The sequence below is a fragment of the Acinetobacter nematophilus genome (assembly GCF_026344175.1).
In the GTDB taxonomy this organism is placed as follows: domain Bacteria; phylum Pseudomonadota; class Gammaproteobacteria; order Pseudomonadales; family Moraxellaceae; genus Acinetobacter; species Acinetobacter nematophilus.
Genome location: NZ_JAPKMY010000003.1, coordinates 38,010 through 55,906 on the forward strand (window position 1 = coordinate 38,010; position 17,897 = coordinate 55,906).

Genomic DNA, 17,897 nt, shown 5'->3' on the forward strand with positions numbered 1-17,897 from the left:
TACTTGTTTAATTTCATGAATTCAATTTTTTCCCAAATTTTATGGGCTTTCCCTCTATGTATTGTATCGTGTTCTGTAATTGCTGATCAGACAGATCATTCTCCTGAAAATAGTCCAATGTCTGGAAATATAGGGGTGGTATCTCAGTATATCTATCGGGGTGGTGAGGAAAATCAAGATCTTGCAATGCAAGGCGGTTTAGCCTATGCACATCAAAGTGGCATAACCTTCGGCTATTGGGGTTCGACTTTAGGCTATGATCCATCAGATGACAGACAAGATCATGGCTTTGAACATAACTTTTATGTTTCATATGGGCAGGAAATTGATCAAAATTGGCGCTATAACCTCAAAACCACTGCCTATGTGTACCATCATGGCGGAACGGTCTATGCTGAGGAGGGGGATCATCGTAAAACTGATGATGTAGATATTCTCGCTGAGATTGTTTATAAAAATTTAACAGTCGGTGCAGCAGTGATGTTGGCAGATTCATCCTATGCCAATGCAGGTGATGTCTATTTAAGCGCTGCTTATAGTTATCCATTAGCGTATGAATTTGTGTTCAATACATCTATGGGAGGCTCTTTCTACAATACCCACCATGATAATCAAATTGTGCAATCAAAAAAGAATTTTACTTTTAATGAAGCACGTGTAGGTGTCAGTAAATCAATTTTAAATAGTGGACTATCTGCATCTTTTGATTATGTTATAGGTGGTCAAAGTCGTGTCGGAGATGACTATGATGATCATTTGGTTTTTGGTCTGACTTATAACTTTTAGATCCTATTCAAGACAAATTTTTGTGCTCAATAAATTAACAAAGTGCATGACCTAAGATTGGGCATGCACTTTTTTTAAGCATTTTTTAAGCCAAAGTCTATTTTTGATCAAAAATAGTACATTTTGTTGCAGGATTGTGACATTTACACTTTAAAAAAGATTTATGAGGTTTTTACGGCACAAATCACCTCAATGATAGAAAATTTATGCAGGGGTTTTACATACTCATCAGCAGTTAAAATCACGCTGAAAGTAGGTAAATATGAAGCATCATCATTTTCTGTTCAATGATCCAATGATCCGTACGCAAGCAAGAAAAAGAAAAACCAGTCAACAACAAAAAATAATAATTATATTTTTTATCAATATCTTATCGTGTTTAAATCAGAGCTGTAAAAATATAAAAAACATTCTTGGCATGGCAATTGCTAAATGCTTAGGGAGTTCATCAAATTTTAGCATAACAAATAAACATCGTATGATGGGGGAGCACTCAAGATGAAATTCTCAACTAAAGCACTAGCATTGGCAGTTTTGTCGTCTACAGCAACTATGGCAATGGCGGAAGATAACGCACTGTCAAAATTAGGTTTAAGTTTCTCAGGGAGTGCTGCCATAACGAATGACTATCGTTTTCGTGGTATGACTCAAACAATGAGTGATCCAGCAGTACAAGCAGGTTTCACTTTATCACATACTTCCGGTCTATATGTCGGTCTTTGGGGGTCCAATGTGAATTTTGGGGGATCAGATCCTCATTTAGAATTAGACCCATCAATCGGTTTTACAACACCCTTAGAACTCTCGCCAACATTCAAGCCAACTTTAGATGTTGGTGTAGTTGAATATAATTATCCAAGTGCAAGCAGTGACTTTAACTGGACTGAATTCTATGCAAAATTAATATTTGCAGATGTGTTTGTGAAAGGTGGAAGTTTATTAACAAACGTGAACTATACCAATGACTGGGCTGCAGTCGGTGGAAATAGCTGGAATTTTAACCTGGGTTATTCTGCACCATTTGGGGATACTGGTTTTGGTGGCGTTGCCAATGTCGGTTATACCACGATGGATGAAAAAGCATTGCCAGATGGTAAAGACAACTATGTAGATTGGAAAGTTGGAGTCAACTACAGTGTTAAATCAATTCCGGGGGTTACTGCAGAGCTTGCAGCTGTAGGTACCAATATTGATACAGACGGTTTTACAAATTCAGGAAAACGTGCTGTTGAAACTGGTGCTGTGTTTACTTTAACCAAAGCATTCTAAGCGCTGATTAAATGAATAAAGGTGACTTTAAGTTACCTTTATTTTTGTATAGACATGACTAAGGTGAAGCTGTCACCTCAAATGCGGAATGATATTTAACTGTCCCGTGAGGAATGACAGGAGTAAACGCAAGAGTTTGAAAGTATTCAGCAGGGACATTTTCAAGGATCAAATTCGGATAAGGCTTAAAGCCAAATTTTGAGTAGTAAGCAGGATCACCTAGCACCACACAGCCAGCAGCTCCTTGTTGTTTGAGTTGGTGTAAGGATTGTTGTATTAACGCCTTACCCACGCCTTGTTGTTGGTATGCTGGAACAACGGAAACTGGACCTAAGCCATACCAGTTTTGCTCTCCAGAAGAAATGACAACAGGTGAAATCGCAATATGTCCAATAATCTTATCGTCCAATTCAGCAACAATCGAAATGCTTAATTGATTCGCTTTCCTGAGTGCATTTACGATCAACTGTTCAGTGTGATCTGTATGTGCTGCATGTTCAAAAGCCGATTGTGTAATATTGAAAATGCTTTCAATATCATCTGCTTGTTCGTTGCGTAAGGTTAAATTTAGCATCTTGACCACATCGTACCTGTTCTTTAGCTCATTCTAAGAGTGCTTTCCTTATTCTTTTAATAAGTATGCTGTTAAGATTCACTGTTTTTTTTAATATTGATAGTATAGTCAAGTGTGTCGACCATATTTGAAAGTTTGAGTGATGTAAAATTATTAAACATTGAAATTATTTGAAAAAAGGTAACTATAAATATGATGGCGTAAAAATAAAACTGAAAATTTGGATTCAGTTTTAAAAAGTTTTGGACATTAATGTTACTTAGTTGGTTTAGAATAAGTACCAGGGTAGCTAAAATTGTTGGAAAAATCCCTATCTTATCGATGGTACCAGTGATTATTGAGGTTCTTCTATCAAAGTGTTCTTTTTCATAAATTATTTCCCTTTTTGACAGTTCAAGATCATCTTCATTAAATTTGATTAGTTCGGGTAAGAATTTAATTTTTGATCTAGCATTTATATCAGCATTACGTAATAGCAAGGAGGATGGGCTTTTAAAAAATAGGAATAGACTTTTACGTGAGTTATAAATTTCAACCAATGTGCTTACTAATAAAAATATCTCAGAAACTAAAAGTAATATTAGTGAAGTTAAAATAATACTTTGATTTTTAGAATATGCACCTATTCCGATTAAAATTAAGGAAAAAATAAAAGAAATGGCACATATAGATATCGTGCCATAATAGACTCCATTATTTTTTTTGTTTGATTTTTTTCTTAGCAAAGATTGATAATTTTCTATTTTTAACAGAATCTCTTTAATTTTTCTCTGATTTGAATTTAACAAAATAATCTCCTTACACGACATGGTGAAGAGTTGGAAATAGGCGTGGTGCAATTTACCTATTTCACAAAGTTAGATTTAGTATTTATAGGTGAGATTCTAAGATTGTGTTCCCCGATAAGACAAAGCTTCGGTCAGGTGTGTGCTTTGGATTTGCTCACTTTGTGCCAAATCTGCAATGGTTCTTGAAACGCGCAAAATACGGTGATATGCCCGTGCAGATAAGTTTAAGCGTTGTTGTGCCACCTCTATCATCTTTCTGGATGTTTCATCCAAAACCACATGCTTTTCCAGTTGTTTAGGAGATAAAGCGTGGTTTAATCCACCTTGTCGTTGAATTTGAAAATGAAAAGCGTGAAGTACACGTTCTCGTACTGTTGCTGAATCTTCAACAGGCGTTGTATCCTGTAATTCCTGAGCTTTCAGTGGCGGGACATCGATATGTAAATCAATACGATCCAATAAAGGACCAGAGATTCTACTTTGATAACGCTTGATTGATTCAGCCGAGCATTGGCAACGGCTATCTTGGTTAAATGCATAACCACATGGACAGGGATTCATTGCAGCAATAAGTTGAAAGTTTGCAGGAAAGGTAATTTGTCGAGATGCTCTTGAAATAATGATTTCCTTAGACTCAAGGGGTTGCCTTAAAACCTCTAGGACTTTTTTGTCAAACTCAGGTAATTCATCCAAGAAAAGTACCCCTAAATGCGCAAGCGTGATTTCTCCTGGTTTTGGATTTGATCCCCCTCCCACTAAAGCAATTGCCGAAGCAGTATGGTGGGGTGCCCGAAAAGGACGCTGTCCAAAATGATGTTGAGTATTGGCGATCGAGTAAATACTGGCAACTTCGAGATTTTGTTGCGGGTTTAATGCAGGCAAAATGCTCGGTAAACGTGAGGCTAAAAGTGTTTTACCTGTTCCTGGCGGTCCTTTAAATAAAAGTGAGTGTCCACCTGCTGCGGCAATTTCTAAAGCTCTTCGAGGGCGTAACTGACCTTTTACATCAACCAAATCAAATTTGTATTGATTGTCCAAAATCGATTTTTGTGTGGAGGTGACTTCGATTTTTTGGGTATTTAAAAAATGATCACATACTTGTTTTAAATGATGTGCAGCAAAAACTTTGAATTCAGGTAATTGTGCTGCTTCATCGGCATTTTCCTGAGGGAGCATCACTTGGTGCTTTGCCAATTGACAGGCCATTGCAATGGTTAATGTCCCTGTAACAGGTCGTAAATGACCATCCAGTGCTAACTCACCAATAAATTCGAAATCGTCTGTGACATTTTCAGGGAGTTGACCTGTTGCAATCAAAATCCCCAATGCAATTGGAAGGTCTAAGCGAGAACCATCTTTGGGTAGATCTGCAGGTGCGAGATTGATGGTTAAGCGTTTGGTCGGAAACTGAAAACCACTATTGATGATTGCAGAGCGAACACGATCCTTACTTTCCCGAACAGCTGCTTCTGCCAGACCGACAATCGTTAAGGAGGGAAGCCCTGCACTAACATGGACCTCTACTTCAATTAAAGGTGCATGTAATCCAAGTAGACCCCGTGTATAAATTTTGGCTAAAGACATTGTTGTTTTCCAAGGTTGCTTTATTTTTAATCATTATTATAATTTTTGCACCACTTTTGTGCAAATTTAGTTTATTTTTTATCCTGAATAAGTACTTCAAGCGCTTTTACTTGTGCTTGTAATTCGGTCAATCTTAAATTGGCGTTATTTAGTGCAGTTTTTTGACGTTCGATTTCATCTTTAGACACAATGTCCAATTTGCTGATGGCTTCGTTTAATAAGGCACGTAGGTTATGTTCGATATCTTTTTTAGGTTGATCGACTTGTTCCAAAATTGCTTGTAGTAATGTTTCAATCATGAGGAATCCAAAATGTTGATATTCTTTGCCTAGTGTAACATCGTGTATGGATTTTTACTTGAGTAATTTTTATCGGTTTATCAAGGCATCAAGGTTAAGAAAATCGCGGGTTAATTTTAAAAAAATTGATCATTATTGTGAGTTTTTTCAAGTTGAAACTTCACCTAAGGATATACAATAGGTTATAAAGGCAATACGTGTTGATCAAATTAACCACCCCAACCGTTAATAAGATTGGCACGAAAATTGAACATAAAACCTTACTGGTGAAATAAGCCGAAGGAAAACAATATGAAGCTCGTAACTGCAATTGTAAAACCGTTTAAATTAGATGACGTGCGTGAAGCCTTGTCTGATATAGGCGTTCAAGGGATTACCGTAACTGAGGTGAAAGGTTTTGGTCGTCAAAAAGGACATACAGAACTTTACCGTGGTGCTGAGTATGTCGTGGATTTCTTGCCGAAAGTGAAAATTGAAATCGCGATCAGTGATGACATGGTGGATTCAGTCATTGAATCGATTACACGTGTGGCGAGCACTGGGAAAATTGGTGACGGAAAAATTTTCGTGACGAATTTAGAGCAAGTGATTCGTATTCGTACAGGTGAAACAGGTCCAGACGCTGTTTAATTTGGCACGAAGATTGCTGGTTATGTTGATGAAGACATAACTCACAAAATTAGGTTGGGGGATACGAATGAAAAAAATGCTATTAGCGCTCAGCCTGTCTGGCGCACTTCTTGGCGGATCAGTTGCGTGGGCAGAAGAAAACGTAACTGAGCCTGCATCTACAGCTGTGGCGACTGCAAGCGATGTCAGTACAGCAACAGACACTACCGCAAGCGTTGTGCCTGAAGTAACTGCAACAGCTGCGCCTGCTCCGGTGGCAGAAAAACCGACACTCAATACTGGCGATACGGCTTGGATTTTAGTATCTACGGCATTGGTATTGCTGATGACAATTCCAGGTTTGGCGCTGTTTTACGGTGGTATGGTTCGTAAGAAAAACGTATTGGCAACCATGGCACAAAGTTTTACTGCAGCAGCAATTGTCAGCATTGTATGGGTGGTTGTGGGGTATTCGTTGGCTTTTGGTTCTGGCAATGCCTTTATTGGTGGGCTGGACAAGGCCATGTTGTCAGGAATCACCACGGATGCTTTGAGCGGTAGTATTCCAGAGATTCTCTTCGTTATTTTCCAAATGACCTTTGCGATTATCACAGTTGCCATCATTAGTGGTTCTGTGGCGGATCGTATGAAATTTAGTGCTTGGATCAGCTTTATCACAATTTGGGTGATTGTTGTTTATGCGCCTATTGCACATTGGGTATGGGGTGGTGGTTGGTTAATGAATGATGGTGCGCTTGATTTTGCAGGCGGTACAGTGGTTCATATCAACTCGGGGGTTGCAGGTCTAGTTGCTGCATATTTACTCGGTAAGCGTATGGGCTTGGGTAAAGAATCTATGGCACCACATAATTTAACTTTGACTGTATTGGGTGCGAGCCTTGTATGGGTTGGTTGGTTCGGTTTCAACGGCGGTTCAGCTTTGGGTGCAAATGGTTCAGCAGCATATGCCTTAGTGACAACTCAAGTTGCAGCAGCAGCAGCGGCAATCGCTTGGTTAGTGGTTGAGAAAATTGTTCGTGGTAAAGGTTCTGTATTGGGTGCTGCATCAGGTGCGGTAGCAGGTCTTGTGGTGATTACACCAGCTGCAGGTTTTGTGACTGTGAGTGGTGCATTGATCATGGGCTTGATTGGTGGTGTGGTATGTTTCTGGGGTATTTCCGGTCTTAAACGTATCCTTAAAGCCGATGATTCGCTAGATGCATTTGGTCTACATGGTGTGGGTGGTATTGTTGGTGCAATTTTAACAGCAGTCTTTGCAAGCTCATTTATCATGGGTGACAAAGCGCCGACCAATATGATGCATCAATTGTGGGTTCAAGTAGAGGGCGTGTTGGCCACAATTGCTTATTCGGCAGTGGTGACATTCATTCTGCTTAAAATTATCGATGTGGTGATTGGAATCCGTGTTGAATCTGATGATGAACGCATGGGTCTTGATTTGAGTCAGCATGGTGAACGCATCGAATAATGTAACTGACTAGAAAAAATCAATTTAGAATAATAACTATATATAGTATAAAACAGCCCGAGAGGGCTGTTTTTTTTCCATATCTTGCGAAACCCTCAACAAAATCTAGTTTTTTTGCTACACTAGCTGAAATTATGAATTTTGCTTAATTAAACCACTATGCATTGTCCATTTTGCAACGCTGCAGATAGTAAAGTGATCGATTCTCGTTTGGCTGCTGAAGGTAGCCAGATTCGCCGTCGTCGTGAATGTATCAGTTGTGGCGAACGTTTTACTACTTTTGAAAGTTATGAAGTGGTAATGCCACGTGTCACCAAGTCTGATGGTAAAAATGAACCATTCGATGAAGCAAAGTTGCGCCGTTCACTGATGCATGCTTTACAAAAAAGACCCGTGACTCAAGAGCAAATTGAAACGGTGATTAGCGATATTCAACTGCAAATTCGTCGTTTAGGAGAACGTGATGTGCGTTCTCGTACTATTGGTGAGATTGTCATGAAATCTTTGTTTGCATTGGATCATGTGGCATATGTTCGTTTTGCATCGGTTTATCAAGATTTCCAAGATATTGATGCATTTCGCCATCAGATTGAGCAAATGCAAGCACGTGGTCAAGACCACTGATTTATTTTTCAAAGGATTAAATTAGGAATTTTATGTCTGAGTTGGATTCAAACTCCAAGCCTGAAGATGCTGTCAATATGGATCAGGTCTGGATGCAGAAAGCGATTGAGCTCGCCAAGCTTGGACAGTATTCCACACGACCGAACCCGAATGTTGGTTGCGTTATTGTCAAAGATGGAACCCTTGTTGGAGAGGGTTTTCATCCACAAGCGGGACAACCTCATGCCGAAGTCTTTGCAATGCGCCAAGCTGGAGAATCTGCAAAAGGTGCAACCGCTTATGTGACTTTGGAGCCTTGTGCGCATTATGGTCGTACACCCCCTTGTGCAAAAGGTTTAGTTGAAGCGGGTGTAGCAAAAGTTGTTGTTGCATGTGCAGACCCAAATCCACTTGTGTCGGGTAAAGGTGTGGATATTTTACGACAAGCTGGAATTGTTGTAGAAACAGGTGTGTGTGAACAACAAGCCGCCCAACTTAATTTAGGTTTCCTGAAAGCAATGGCAATAGGCATTCCTTATGTGCGTTTGAAAGTTGCTTCAAGTCTGGATGGACGTACCGCTATGGCATCCGGTGAGTCGAAATGGATTACAGGCACTGAATCACGTCAGGATGTGCAACATTGGCGTGCCATTTCAGGTGCTGTGATTACCGGAATTGAAACCATTTTGGCGGATGATCCCCAACTCAATGTTCGAAGTTTAGCCCATGTGGATCTGGAAAAAGTGGTACAGCCCAAACGTGTGATCCTAGATCGGAAAGGTCGTTTACCCTTGACAGCACAAGTGCTTAAACATCCTGAAACCGTAATGATAATGGGACCATTCCGTGAGGAGCTGGCAGAGCTTGGTGTGGTACAACTTGAAATTCAGCCATTAAAAGATTTACTACGGACTTTAAAAGATTTCCAAATTTATGATGTATTGGTTGAAGCCGGTGCAACTTTATCCACGGCATTTTTACAGGAAAAACTGGTTGATGAATTAATCAGTTATGTTGCTCCGACTTTTTTAGGTCAGTCAGCACGACCAATGTTTAATGCTGAATTTGAAAAGATGGCACAACAATTACGTTTTATGCTTAAAGATGTTCATCAATTTGGTGATGATATTCGTTTAAGACTTCTCCCTGCGCAAGAGTCAGTATGAATTCAGAGTTAACATCATCGGTTTATCACAAACGTCGTCATGCTGCGCGTACAACAGATGAATATCTTTTTCATCAGTTGGTTCCTTATTTGGGAAATAAACGTCGTTTGTTGCATCTGATTCTTGAAGCGCTTGAAATTACCGGAACATTGAATCCCAAAGGTAAACGTGCGCCTATTTTTGCAGATTTTTTTGCAGGTAGCGGGGTTGTTTCACGTTTGGCCCGGCAAAATGGCTATCGTGTAATTGCCAATGACTGGGAACCTTACAGTCATGCATTGAATCATGCCATTCTTGCATGTACAGATGCGCCAGCATTTAAAGAGTTGGGCGGTTATCAAAAAGCCATTGATTATTTAAATCGTTTACCTGAAGTCAAAGGTTGGGTGACGCATAATCTATGCCCGCGCAATGATGAAATTTATGACCCGGCGCGTGACCGTCTGTTCTTTAAGCGTCGTAACGGTATGCGGATTGACGCGATTCGCCAGCAGATTGCGACATGGCAGGCACAAGGTGCTATTGATGATGTGGAAATGAGTGCCTTACTTGCACCTTTACTCTACTCAGCCAGTTTTGTCAGTAATACCAGTGGTGTATTTAAAAGTTTCCATCATGGCTGGGGTGGAAAGACCCAAACGGCATTGGAACGAATTGAATCACTCTTATGGTTAACACCAAGCCGTTTTAGTGAGGTCGGTGATAATAAACAGAAAACACCGATGGCAGAGATGTGGTGTGTGGATGCACAGCATTTGGCAAACCAGATGAGTGGTTTTGAAGTGGATGTGGCGTATTTAGATCCTCCTTATAACCAGCATGCCTATAGCAGTAATTACCATGTTCTCAATTCATTAACGCTTTGGGATCAAGTTGATCTGCCGACACCTGATACCAAAGGTTTTAAAAGTGGAATTGACCGCGCATGGCGAAAAGAGCGCCCAAGCCCCTATAATTCCTCTAAGCATGCTCAAGAAGCTTATGAGGGCTTATTGGAAACCATTAATGCACGTTATATCCTCACCAGTTACTCCACTGATGGCAATATTGAAGCCAAAGATTTATTGGCGGCCAATCTAAAACGTGGCAAAGTCACCTTATTGACACAGGATGTTCCGCGTTATCGCGTGAGTAAACAGCGTCAGTCTGAGCGTGCCCGTGTACTTGAGTTTATTGTCATTACCGATACGCATGCCAAATCTGGACCGCCGTTACGTCAGCTGCTTGGTCAACTCTATCATTTTGCCGAGTTGGGCGGTGTGGACACATCGGGTGTAAGTACGCAATTGGCTTTATGGTAAGCTTGATCTCCTTTTCTTCAAATGGAAAAAAGGATGATGCAATAAAAATAGATATTTATCAGTCCTTAGATTGAGGCAGTAGGTTGTATTATGTTCACAGGCATTGTTGAGAGTTTAGGTAAAGTTGACAGCTTACAAAGTGTAGGTGGTGATGTACGTTTACGTATTCAGACTGACCTAGATATGTCTGATGTACATTTGGGTGATTCTATTGCCACCAACGGTATTTGTTTAACTGTAATTGACTGGGGTGAAAACTGGTATGCTGCCGATGTTTCACGCGAAAGTTTAAATCGTTCAACTTTGGCGAGTTGGAACGTTGGACAAGTGGTGAATGTTGAAAAAGCAATGTTACCCACCACACGCTTTGGAGGTCATATTGTGAGCGGGCATGTGGATGCGGTCGGTGAAATTACCGTAGTCCGTTCAGATGCGCGTTCGCTTTATTTTGAGGTGACTGCACCTGTTGAAATTGCCAAATATCTGGCAGAAAAAGGCTCGATTACTGTGGATGGAATCAGCTTAACCATCAATCATTTACGTGGTAATATTCTGAGTCTCAATCTGATTCCGCATACTGCGGAGCGCACCAATATTGGCACATGGAAAGTGGGTGCCAAGGTGAACTTGGAAGTGGATGTGCTGGCACGTTATATCGAGCGTTTACTGCTCGGTGATAAAGCCGCTGAGGTTAAAGCTGAATCAAAACTGAGCATGGAATTTCTAGCTAAAAATGGTTTTTTAAAATAATAAAAATAAGAAAACAACATCGAAAAGCCTAATTAATTTAGGCTTTTTAATATTTACATGGTTAAATTAGATTAATATATTGTGGAAACTTCTTTAAAGAGAGTTGAGTATTGCTTGATTTTTTATTGCATTTAGAACAATTATTGCCCACTTTCTTAGAAAATTATGGGCTATGGATTTATGCCATTTTGTTTTTGATTATTTTTGCAGAAACAGGCTCAATCTTTATGTTTTTTCTCCCTGGTGATAGCTTATTGATCGCTGTTGGTGCCTTGTGCTCGACCGCTGAATCAGTTCATCTTCATTATATGGGCGTGTTGCTGATTATTGCTTCTATTTTAGGTTATATCGTCAATTACTATACTGGGCGAGCATTGGGTTTCAAATATTTTCATGCACATTCGCGTTGGTTTAAACCTGAATATATCAAGAAAACCAATCATTATTTTGAGCGTCATGGAGGTAAAACGATTCTTGTTGCGCGTTTTGTGCCTTTTGTACGTTCTTTTGCCCCATTCGCAGCGGGTGCGGGGCATATGAAAATGCCTGTATTTATGCTGTATAACGTGTTAGGTGGTTGGATCTGGATTGCACTGTTATTGGGTGCAGGCTATGGTGCAGGCAATCTACTGTCGTTATTGATCGATTCATTTTAGACACGCTAGACATCGATACAGATCAGCCGAATGTTGAATTTAACATTCGGCTGATCTGTATCGATCGCAGGATAAAAAGCCATGGTCTGAGAAATTTAAAAAGTCATAACAATGAATCATAATAATATGACGATATTTTTACGCACTGACACAAAAAAAACTTCAGAAACTGCAAACAGAAAAAGCTTTCAAATCGCCAAAGTGCTAACATTTTGCAAGTTTTAAAATCTTAATGCTGGTGAGCAAAAATGTTGATACAACGTGGTGGTTTAAAAGTTGTGGCTGGACTTGGTATTTCAGGTGTTTCAGCTGTAAATTTTCTACATGAAAATGGCTACCGTGTTGCTGTCACTGATTCACGTCAGGTTCCACCGGGACATGATCAAATTCCTGCAGAAGTCAAAACCAGCTTTGGTCAACTCGATCAGGAGTTATTGTTACAAGCTGAAGAAATCGTGATCAGCCCAGGTTTAGACCTTAAACTTCCAGAGATTCAAGCGGCGATTACCAAGGGAATCCCAGTGGTGAGCGAGATTCAAATCCTGCGTCGTGCTACAGATAAACCGATTGTGGCCATTACTGGCTCAAATGCCAAGAGTACGGTAACTACCTTGATAGGTTTAATGGCGCAGGATGCAGGCGTTAAAGTCGCTGTTGGAGGCAATCTTGGACGCCCGGCATTGGATCTAACACGTGATGATCCAGATGTTTATATTCTTGAACTGTCAAGCTTCCAGCTTGAAACCACTTCAAATTTAAATGCTGAAGTGGCTGTGGTCTTAAATATGAGTGAAGACCATCTAGACCGTCATGGTGACATGGCCAGTTATCATGCTGCAAAACATCGCATTTTCCAAGGCGCGAAAAAAGTGGTGTTTAACCGTGATGATTCATTGACACGCCCTTTGGTTCCCGATGTAACGCCAATGCAAAGCTTTGGCTTAAATGCACCTGATTTAAAACAATACGGTATTCTCAGAGAAGACAATGGTACGATCTGGTTGGCACGCGGTCGGGAACGATTGCTGAAAAGTTCAGAGATGTATATCCAAGGCACGCATAATGTTGCAAATGCATTGGCATGTCTGGCTTTAGGTGAGGCGATTGGTTTACCGATAGACAAAATGTTGGAAACACTCAAGACCTTTAAAGGGTTAGAGCATCGCTGTGAATTTGTTAAAGAAGTGGCGGGTGTTCGCTATTATAATGATTCTAAAGGAACCAATATTGGAGCAACTTTGGCTGCTTTAGATGGTTTAGGTGCTGCAATTGAAGCGCAGGGTGGAAAGGTGGCGATTATTCTAGGAGGGCAAGGTAAGGGGCAAGATTTTACTGCTTTACGCCAGTCCCTGGAAAAATATGCCAAACTTGCGGTGTTGATCGGTGAGGATCGCCCTGTGATTGAAAAAGCCATTGAAGGTACAACTGAGCTATTGCATGCTGAAACCTTGCAGGAAGCCGTAGAGCTGTGTCAGCAACATACGCTGGCACAGGATGTGGTGTTATTATCACCTGCATGTGCCAGCTTTGATATGTTTACAGGTTATCCGCAACGCGGTCATCGCTTTGTTGAATATGTAAATGCGCTAAACTAAAAGAATCATAAGGAAAATAAAGTATGGCTGGGTTAGCTCAGACGACGATAAGTAAACTTCATCAAGCGTATGAACGTTGGATGCCAAAGTTACCTGCAGAGATTACCCCTCGCAATGTATTGCTGTTTTGTGTCATTTCACTATTGTGCATCGGTACCGTGATGGTGGCTTCAGCGTCAATGCCGTATGCAGAGCGGATGCATGAAAATGAATTCCACTATGTCATTCGCCATGCAATTTCGATTGTGGTGGCTTTTCTAGCTGCTGTAGTAACCTATCGAATTTCGCTCAATCTGTGGTTTAAAAATACTTTTCCTCTGTGGTTGATCACTATTCTGCTGTTACTTGCCGTTTTGCTTGTAGGTACGGAAGTGAATGGCTCAACACGTTGGATTCGTGTCGGCGGCTTTACCCTACAGGCGACAGAAGTTGCCAAAGTAATGATGGCAATATTTACTGCTGATTACGTGGTTCGCCGTGCCGAAGAGGTTCGCAACAACATTAAAGGCTTGGTTCGACTCGGTGTCGTAATGTTGCTGACGGTAGGGTTAATTATTGCTGAGCCTGATCTAGGTGCAACAGTGGTTATTGCAGTATCCATGTTAGGGGTATTTTTCCTTGCCGGTGCGCCGATGATTCAGTTTGGTTTTGCTTTTGGTGCCATTCTGGTTGCATTTGTTTCCTTGATTGTATTTGAACCTTACCGTTATGAGCGTTTGATGTCATTCTCTAATCCTTGGGCTGATCCCTTAGGTTCAGGCTATCAATTGTCTAATGCCTTGATGGCGTTTGGGCGAGGTGAATGGTTTGGTGTCGGTCTAGGACACAGTATTCAAAAGATGTCTTATTTACCTGAGGCGCATACAGACTTCATGTTGGCAATCTTGGGTGAAGAGTTTGGTTTCTTTGGGATTGCGACGGTATTGTTGCTTTCATTTGTGATGCTGATTTGTTGTATCAGAATTGGTCAGCGTGCATTAAATCACCAATATTTGCGTGCAGGCTATTTGGCCTATGGAATCAGTATTATTTTCCTACTGCAAATTTTGGTGAATGCAGGCATGAATATGGGAATGTTGCCGACCAAAGGTTTGACCCTTCCATTCATCAGTTATGGTGGTTCATCCTTGATTATGTGTGCAGTCATGATCAGCTTGATTTTAAAAATTGATGCGACGACGAAAGAAGCCAATCCTGCAAGGGAAGAGTCTAGTTTCTGAGGAATTTTCTTAAATTCAAAGATTAAAAAGCCATTTGATCATAAATGGCTTTTTTTTTGTGGGATATGCTGTCAGTTTGATGGTGTTTTATTGTTTATGGGCTTTGGGGCTATTGATAGATGCCTGTTAAATGGATGCCTTGGGGAATACGCGAAATATTCCATTGAGCGACTGCTTGAGCCAACATCCGAGCAGGTCGGTCTAGCTCTACAGATGGCTGCCCCAGTGCGAGAATTGCCTGTGAAAGTAGAGGGGCTGCATTTTCAATATTCAGTGCATGCGCAAGATTTTGCTTTGATAGCTTTTGACCTTGTTCATTCATGGCGAGAGGAAGATGCATATACTTAATTGTCGGATAGCCAAGAAGTTGTCCCAGCCATATTTGACGTTCAGTATTATCCAACAAGTCTGAACCACGCACGATATGGTTAATTCCTTGTAAATAGTCATCTACAACGACTGCCAGTTGATAGTTAATGATGCCATCACGGCGCTTCAGGACAAAGTCACCCAGATCATATTGTAAATTAGAGCAGTGTCTTCCTTGCAAACGGTCATGAAAGCAGATGTTTTGATCTGTGACTTTTACGCGAATGGCTTGGTCTTTAAACTCAAGCTGTTTATTGCGGCATGTGCCTGTATAGATATGGTTTGAACCTAGAATTTTTCGAGTACACGAACAGGCATATACCCAATCATGTTGTTTGAGTTGGTCGATGGCAGATTCATAAATCGCAATGCGCTGTCTTTGATAAATGATTTCAGCATCAGATTCAAATCCAAAAGCATCTAAACATTGTAAGATGTGTTGTTCGCTATCAGGATAAATGCGAGGAATATCCGTATCTTCTATACGGACGATCCATTGCCCTGCATGTGCTTTTGCATCGCAATAACTGGCAACAGCAGTGATTAATGACCCGAAGTGTAAAGGACCTGTAGGTGAAGGTGCAAATCGTCCTTTATAAGAGGCATGCTTCCCCCCTTCCTCAACATCAGGAAGGGTCGGGGAGGAATGTACAGACACAGTTTTTAACCGTTGTTTTGTTTCTCTTTGATCTCTGCAAGTGTTTTACAGTCGATACATAAAGTTGCCGTAGGACGCGCTTCCAAGCGACGCAAACCGATTTCGATACCACACGTTTCACAGAAACCATAGTCATCGTTTTTAATTGCTTCGATAGACTGTTCGATTTTGCGAATCAATTTACGTTCACGATCACGGGTACGCAATTCAATCGCAAACTCTTCTTCCTGTGTTGCGCGGTCGTTTACATCAGGTAAAGAAGAAGATTCATCTTGCATCGTATTTAAAGTACGATCCACTTCTGACATCAATTCAGCCTTCCAAGCCAGCAAAATTTGACGGAAATGTTCGAGCTGCCCCTCAGACATATATTCTTCATTTTTCTTTGGCTGATAAGGCTCGATACCGAATAGACTTGCTGTAGTACCGTTTTCATTAGTCTTTGGCTTGGTTTTGCGTACACGTTTTGCAGATTTGTCATCTGTAATTGCTGTTTGCTCATCCAAGACTTGATTTTGGTTGTCATTCGCCATAAAGGGCATTCCTCATCATATACGTACTATCTATACGCAAAAAATATGGTGATATGCAAGTATTTTTATCACTACCAACAGAATGAATCTATCGGGGGCGTCATCATATAGATTTTTTTACAAAGATGAAAGCCACCTCGCCCTGAATTCGACTTTCTGCATATCTTGTTGGACGAATAACTTAATGGAAAAAAAACAAAATGAAAAGCTAGTAACCTGAAATTTCTTCATTAATTGTAACATTAACGTGGTCAAGTCGATGTACAAAGGTATCAAACTCACCATTGGCTTTTAAATGTAAGCAACGGTAACCAGGTGCAATTGGGTCGAATGAAAACTCTTGGCTAAGCGGTTTAAATTGGACACAGGTGGCTGGTGTAGAAATAAACTGGATGCCATTCCACTCATTATAAGATTCTTGATGTACATGCCCATGTAACAGTAGCTTGATATTGTCAAATGGTTCGAGCACTGCTTTTAATTCATCGGCATTTTTTAATTTATGCTGATCCAACCACTTTGAATGCATTTCAAACGGATTGTGATGACAGGCAACAATGATAAATTTGTCTTTAAGGTGCTCTAGGCGTTGTTGTAGGCGAACCAATTGTTCAGGTTGAATTTTTCCATCTGTACGGCCGCTCACTGTACTGTTAAGCAGAATAATGCACCACTGATCCAGTTCAATCACTGTGGGTTCTGGTTCAGGTACATGAAAGGGAAAAAAACTCAGGTTGTCATGATTTCCTGGGATATGATAAAAATCAATGCCAAAGCCTCGCATATAATTTAAATAGCGTGCATAGGTTTCAGGATAGGCGGCCTGAGCTAAATCCCCAGTATGTAGAATCAGTTCAGCATGTGGAAAGCGTTGCTGAATATCCTCCATAACGGCATGAAAGCTTTCTTCAGGGTTGATCCCGACGAACTTTGCATCAGGCTTATCCATTAAATGTGTATCTGTGATTTGTATGATCACTTTGTCTTTATCGATTTGCTGCAATATCTTTGATTGCATGTCTTTCCCCTAGACATTTTCAAGTGTACGCAAGTGTTGTTGTAGCCATTGTAGAGCCATTATCACTGGTGCATTTTTTAAACGATTACTTTGTAATAATATACTAAGATCTGCGTAGTCGATGATATGAAGTTGAATATTTTCACCTTCATCTGGCATTCCAAAAATGCCTCCTTCGGCAGGTAACTCGGCTTGAGCAGTATAGAGATGGAAAATTTCATCACATGCACCAGCCGATGGATAGAAACTAAAAAGAGCTTGAAGATGTTCAAGCTCACAGCCAGACTCTTCAAGACTTTCTCGGCGAATGCAGGTCTCTGGCGACTCATCACCATCCAATACTCCTGCAATTATTTCTAACTGCCAAGGTGAAACCGGGTCATCAATGGCTCCAACCCGGAATTGTTCGATCAATGCGAATTTTTGTTGTTGATCATTATAAATCAAAACACCCGCAGCTTCTTTGCGGCGAATTAACTCACGCTGGATGTTTGATGTGTATCCAGTTTGGTTGAATAATCTGTGTTGCAAGCTGACTTTTTCGACTTGAACAAAGCCCTGAAAAGCATATTCTCTAGATTGAATTTTTACATCGTTATGTGTGTAAGTTGCTTGCTGAATGATGTTCAT

At 40.6% G+C, this 17,897-nt stretch carries 19 protein-coding genes; 11 read left to right on the plus strand and 8 right to left on the minus strand.

The features are described from left to right. The first annotated feature begins 15 nt into the window (after nucleotides 1-15). Nucleotides 16-786, plus strand: coding sequence for a TorF family putative porin (locus OSH00_RS07250; RefSeq protein ID WP_266129882.1), 771 nt, complete (start codon nucleotides 16-18; stop codon nucleotides 784-786). A 498-nt stretch (nucleotides 787-1,284) separates the two neighbouring features. Beyond that, nucleotides 1,285-2,055 carry a TorF family putative porin gene (locus tag OSH00_RS07255; RefSeq protein ID WP_266129883.1) on the plus strand — a complete coding sequence of 257 codons (771 nt, stop codon included), beginning with the start codon at nucleotides 1,285-1,287 and terminating at the stop codon, nucleotides 2,053-2,055. Between the two features lie 58 nt (nucleotides 2,056-2,113). On the opposite strand, the gene OSH00_RS07260 is transcribed toward OSH00_RS07255, so the two are convergent. The 4 genes from OSH00_RS07260 to OSH00_RS07275 all read right to left on the minus strand — a co-directional run bounded on the left by OSH00_RS07260 (nucleotide 2,114) and on the right by OSH00_RS07275 (nucleotide 5,300). Continuing rightward, the gene (locus tag OSH00_RS07260) at nucleotides 2,114-2,629 is read right to left on the minus strand and encodes a GNAT family N-acetyltransferase (protein ID WP_266129884.1); all 516 of its coding nucleotides are present in this window, start codon (nucleotides 2,627-2,629) and stop codon (nucleotides 2,114-2,116) included. A 71-nt stretch (nucleotides 2,630-2,700) separates the two neighbouring features. Continuing rightward, complete coding sequence (locus tag OSH00_RS07265; protein WP_266129885.1) at nucleotides 2,701-3,417, minus strand: hypothetical protein; 717 nt, start codon at nucleotides 3,415-3,417, stop codon at nucleotides 2,701-2,703. A 96-nt stretch (nucleotides 3,418-3,513) separates the two neighbouring features. Next, the gene (locus OSH00_RS07270) at nucleotides 3,514-5,001 is read right to left on the minus strand and encodes a YifB family Mg chelatase-like AAA ATPase (protein ID WP_266129886.1); all 1,488 of its coding nucleotides are present in this window, start codon (nucleotides 4,999-5,001) and stop codon (nucleotides 3,514-3,516) included. A 71-nt stretch (nucleotides 5,002-5,072) separates the two neighbouring features. Then, on the minus strand, nucleotides 5,073-5,300 hold the full coding sequence (locus OSH00_RS07275) for an accessory factor UbiK family protein (protein ID WP_196075604.1): 228 nt from the start codon (nucleotides 5,298-5,300) through the stop codon (nucleotides 5,073-5,075). A gap of 291 nt (nucleotides 5,301-5,591) precedes the next feature. On the opposite strand from OSH00_RS07275, the gene glnK reads away from it, so the two are divergent. From glnK to ftsW, 9 genes are all read left to right on the plus strand, one after another. Beyond that, the gene (gene glnK / locus OSH00_RS07280) at nucleotides 5,592-5,930 is read left to right on the plus strand and encodes a P-II family nitrogen regulator (RefSeq protein WP_004725283.1); all 339 of its coding nucleotides are present in this window, start codon (nucleotides 5,592-5,594) and stop codon (nucleotides 5,928-5,930) included. Nucleotides 5,931-5,997: 67 nt separating this feature from the next. Beyond that, on the plus strand, nucleotides 5,998-7,398 hold the full coding sequence (locus OSH00_RS07285) for an ammonium transporter (protein ID WP_266129887.1): 1,401 nt from the start codon (nucleotides 5,998-6,000) through the stop codon (nucleotides 7,396-7,398). 159 nt (nucleotides 7,399-7,557) lie between these two features. Next, a complete protein-coding gene (gene nrdR, locus OSH00_RS07290) occupies nucleotides 7,558-8,022 on the plus strand; it encodes a transcriptional regulator NrdR (protein ID WP_004825545.1) in 465 nt (154 codons plus the stop codon). A 32-nt stretch (nucleotides 8,023-8,054) separates the two neighbouring features. Further along, a complete protein-coding gene (gene ribD / locus OSH00_RS07295; RefSeq protein ID WP_420909509.1) occupies nucleotides 8,055-9,167 on the plus strand; it encodes a bifunctional diaminohydroxyphosphoribosylaminopyrimidine deaminase/5-amino-6-(5-phosphoribosylamino)uracil reductase RibD in 1,113 nt (370 codons plus the stop codon). Beyond that, nucleotides 9,164-10,468 (plus strand): DNA adenine methylase, encoded by a 1,305-nt coding sequence (locus OSH00_RS07300; RefSeq protein WP_266129888.1) that lies wholly within the window; start codon nucleotides 9,164-9,166, stop codon nucleotides 10,466-10,468. The genes ribD and OSH00_RS07300 overlap by 4 nt, the downstream gene beginning before the upstream one ends. A gap of 90 nt (nucleotides 10,469-10,558) precedes the next feature. Next, nucleotides 10,559-11,218: a riboflavin synthase gene (locus tag OSH00_RS07305; protein ID WP_004825536.1), complete on the plus strand. Its 660-nt coding sequence runs from the start codon at nucleotides 10,559-10,561 to the stop codon at nucleotides 11,216-11,218. A 110-nt stretch (nucleotides 11,219-11,328) separates the two neighbouring features. Next, nucleotides 11,329-11,874 carry a VTT domain-containing protein gene (locus tag OSH00_RS07310; protein WP_004825534.1) on the plus strand — a complete coding sequence of 182 codons (546 nt, stop codon included), beginning with the start codon at nucleotides 11,329-11,331 and terminating at the stop codon, nucleotides 11,872-11,874. Nucleotides 11,875-12,122: 248 nt separating this feature from the next. Further along, on the plus strand, nucleotides 12,123-13,469 hold the full coding sequence (murD, locus tag OSH00_RS07315) for a UDP-N-acetylmuramoyl-L-alanine--D-glutamate ligase (protein ID WP_266129889.1): 1,347 nt from the start codon (nucleotides 12,123-12,125) through the stop codon (nucleotides 13,467-13,469). A 23-nt stretch (nucleotides 13,470-13,492) separates the two neighbouring features. Next, nucleotides 13,493-14,689 (plus strand): putative lipid II flippase FtsW, encoded by a 1,197-nt coding sequence (gene ftsW / locus OSH00_RS07320; protein ID WP_196075601.1) that lies wholly within the window; start codon nucleotides 13,493-13,495, stop codon nucleotides 14,687-14,689. Between the two features lie 109 nt (nucleotides 14,690-14,798). Here ftsW and gluQRS read toward each other — a convergent pair whose 3' ends face one another. From gluQRS to OSH00_RS07340, 4 genes are all read right to left on the minus strand, one after another. Beyond that, on the minus strand, nucleotides 14,799-15,716 hold the full coding sequence (gluQRS, locus tag OSH00_RS07325; protein ID WP_266129890.1) for a tRNA glutamyl-Q(34) synthetase GluQRS: 918 nt from the start codon (nucleotides 15,714-15,716) through the stop codon (nucleotides 14,799-14,801). A 5-nt stretch (nucleotides 15,717-15,721) separates the two neighbouring features. After that, nucleotides 15,722-16,249, minus strand: coding sequence for an RNA polymerase-binding protein DksA (gene dksA / locus OSH00_RS07330; protein WP_196075599.1), 528 nt, complete (start codon nucleotides 16,247-16,249; stop codon nucleotides 15,722-15,724). Between the two features lie 208 nt (nucleotides 16,250-16,457). Next, nucleotides 16,458-17,267 carry a 3',5'-cyclic-AMP phosphodiesterase gene (gene cpdA, locus OSH00_RS07335; protein ID WP_266129891.1) on the minus strand — a complete coding sequence of 270 codons (810 nt, stop codon included), beginning with the start codon at nucleotides 17,265-17,267 and terminating at the stop codon, nucleotides 16,458-16,460. 9 nt (nucleotides 17,268-17,276) lie between these two features. Beyond that, nucleotides 17,277-17,897, minus strand: coding sequence for an NUDIX domain-containing protein (locus OSH00_RS07340; RefSeq protein ID WP_266129892.1), 621 nt, complete (start codon nucleotides 17,895-17,897; stop codon nucleotides 17,277-17,279).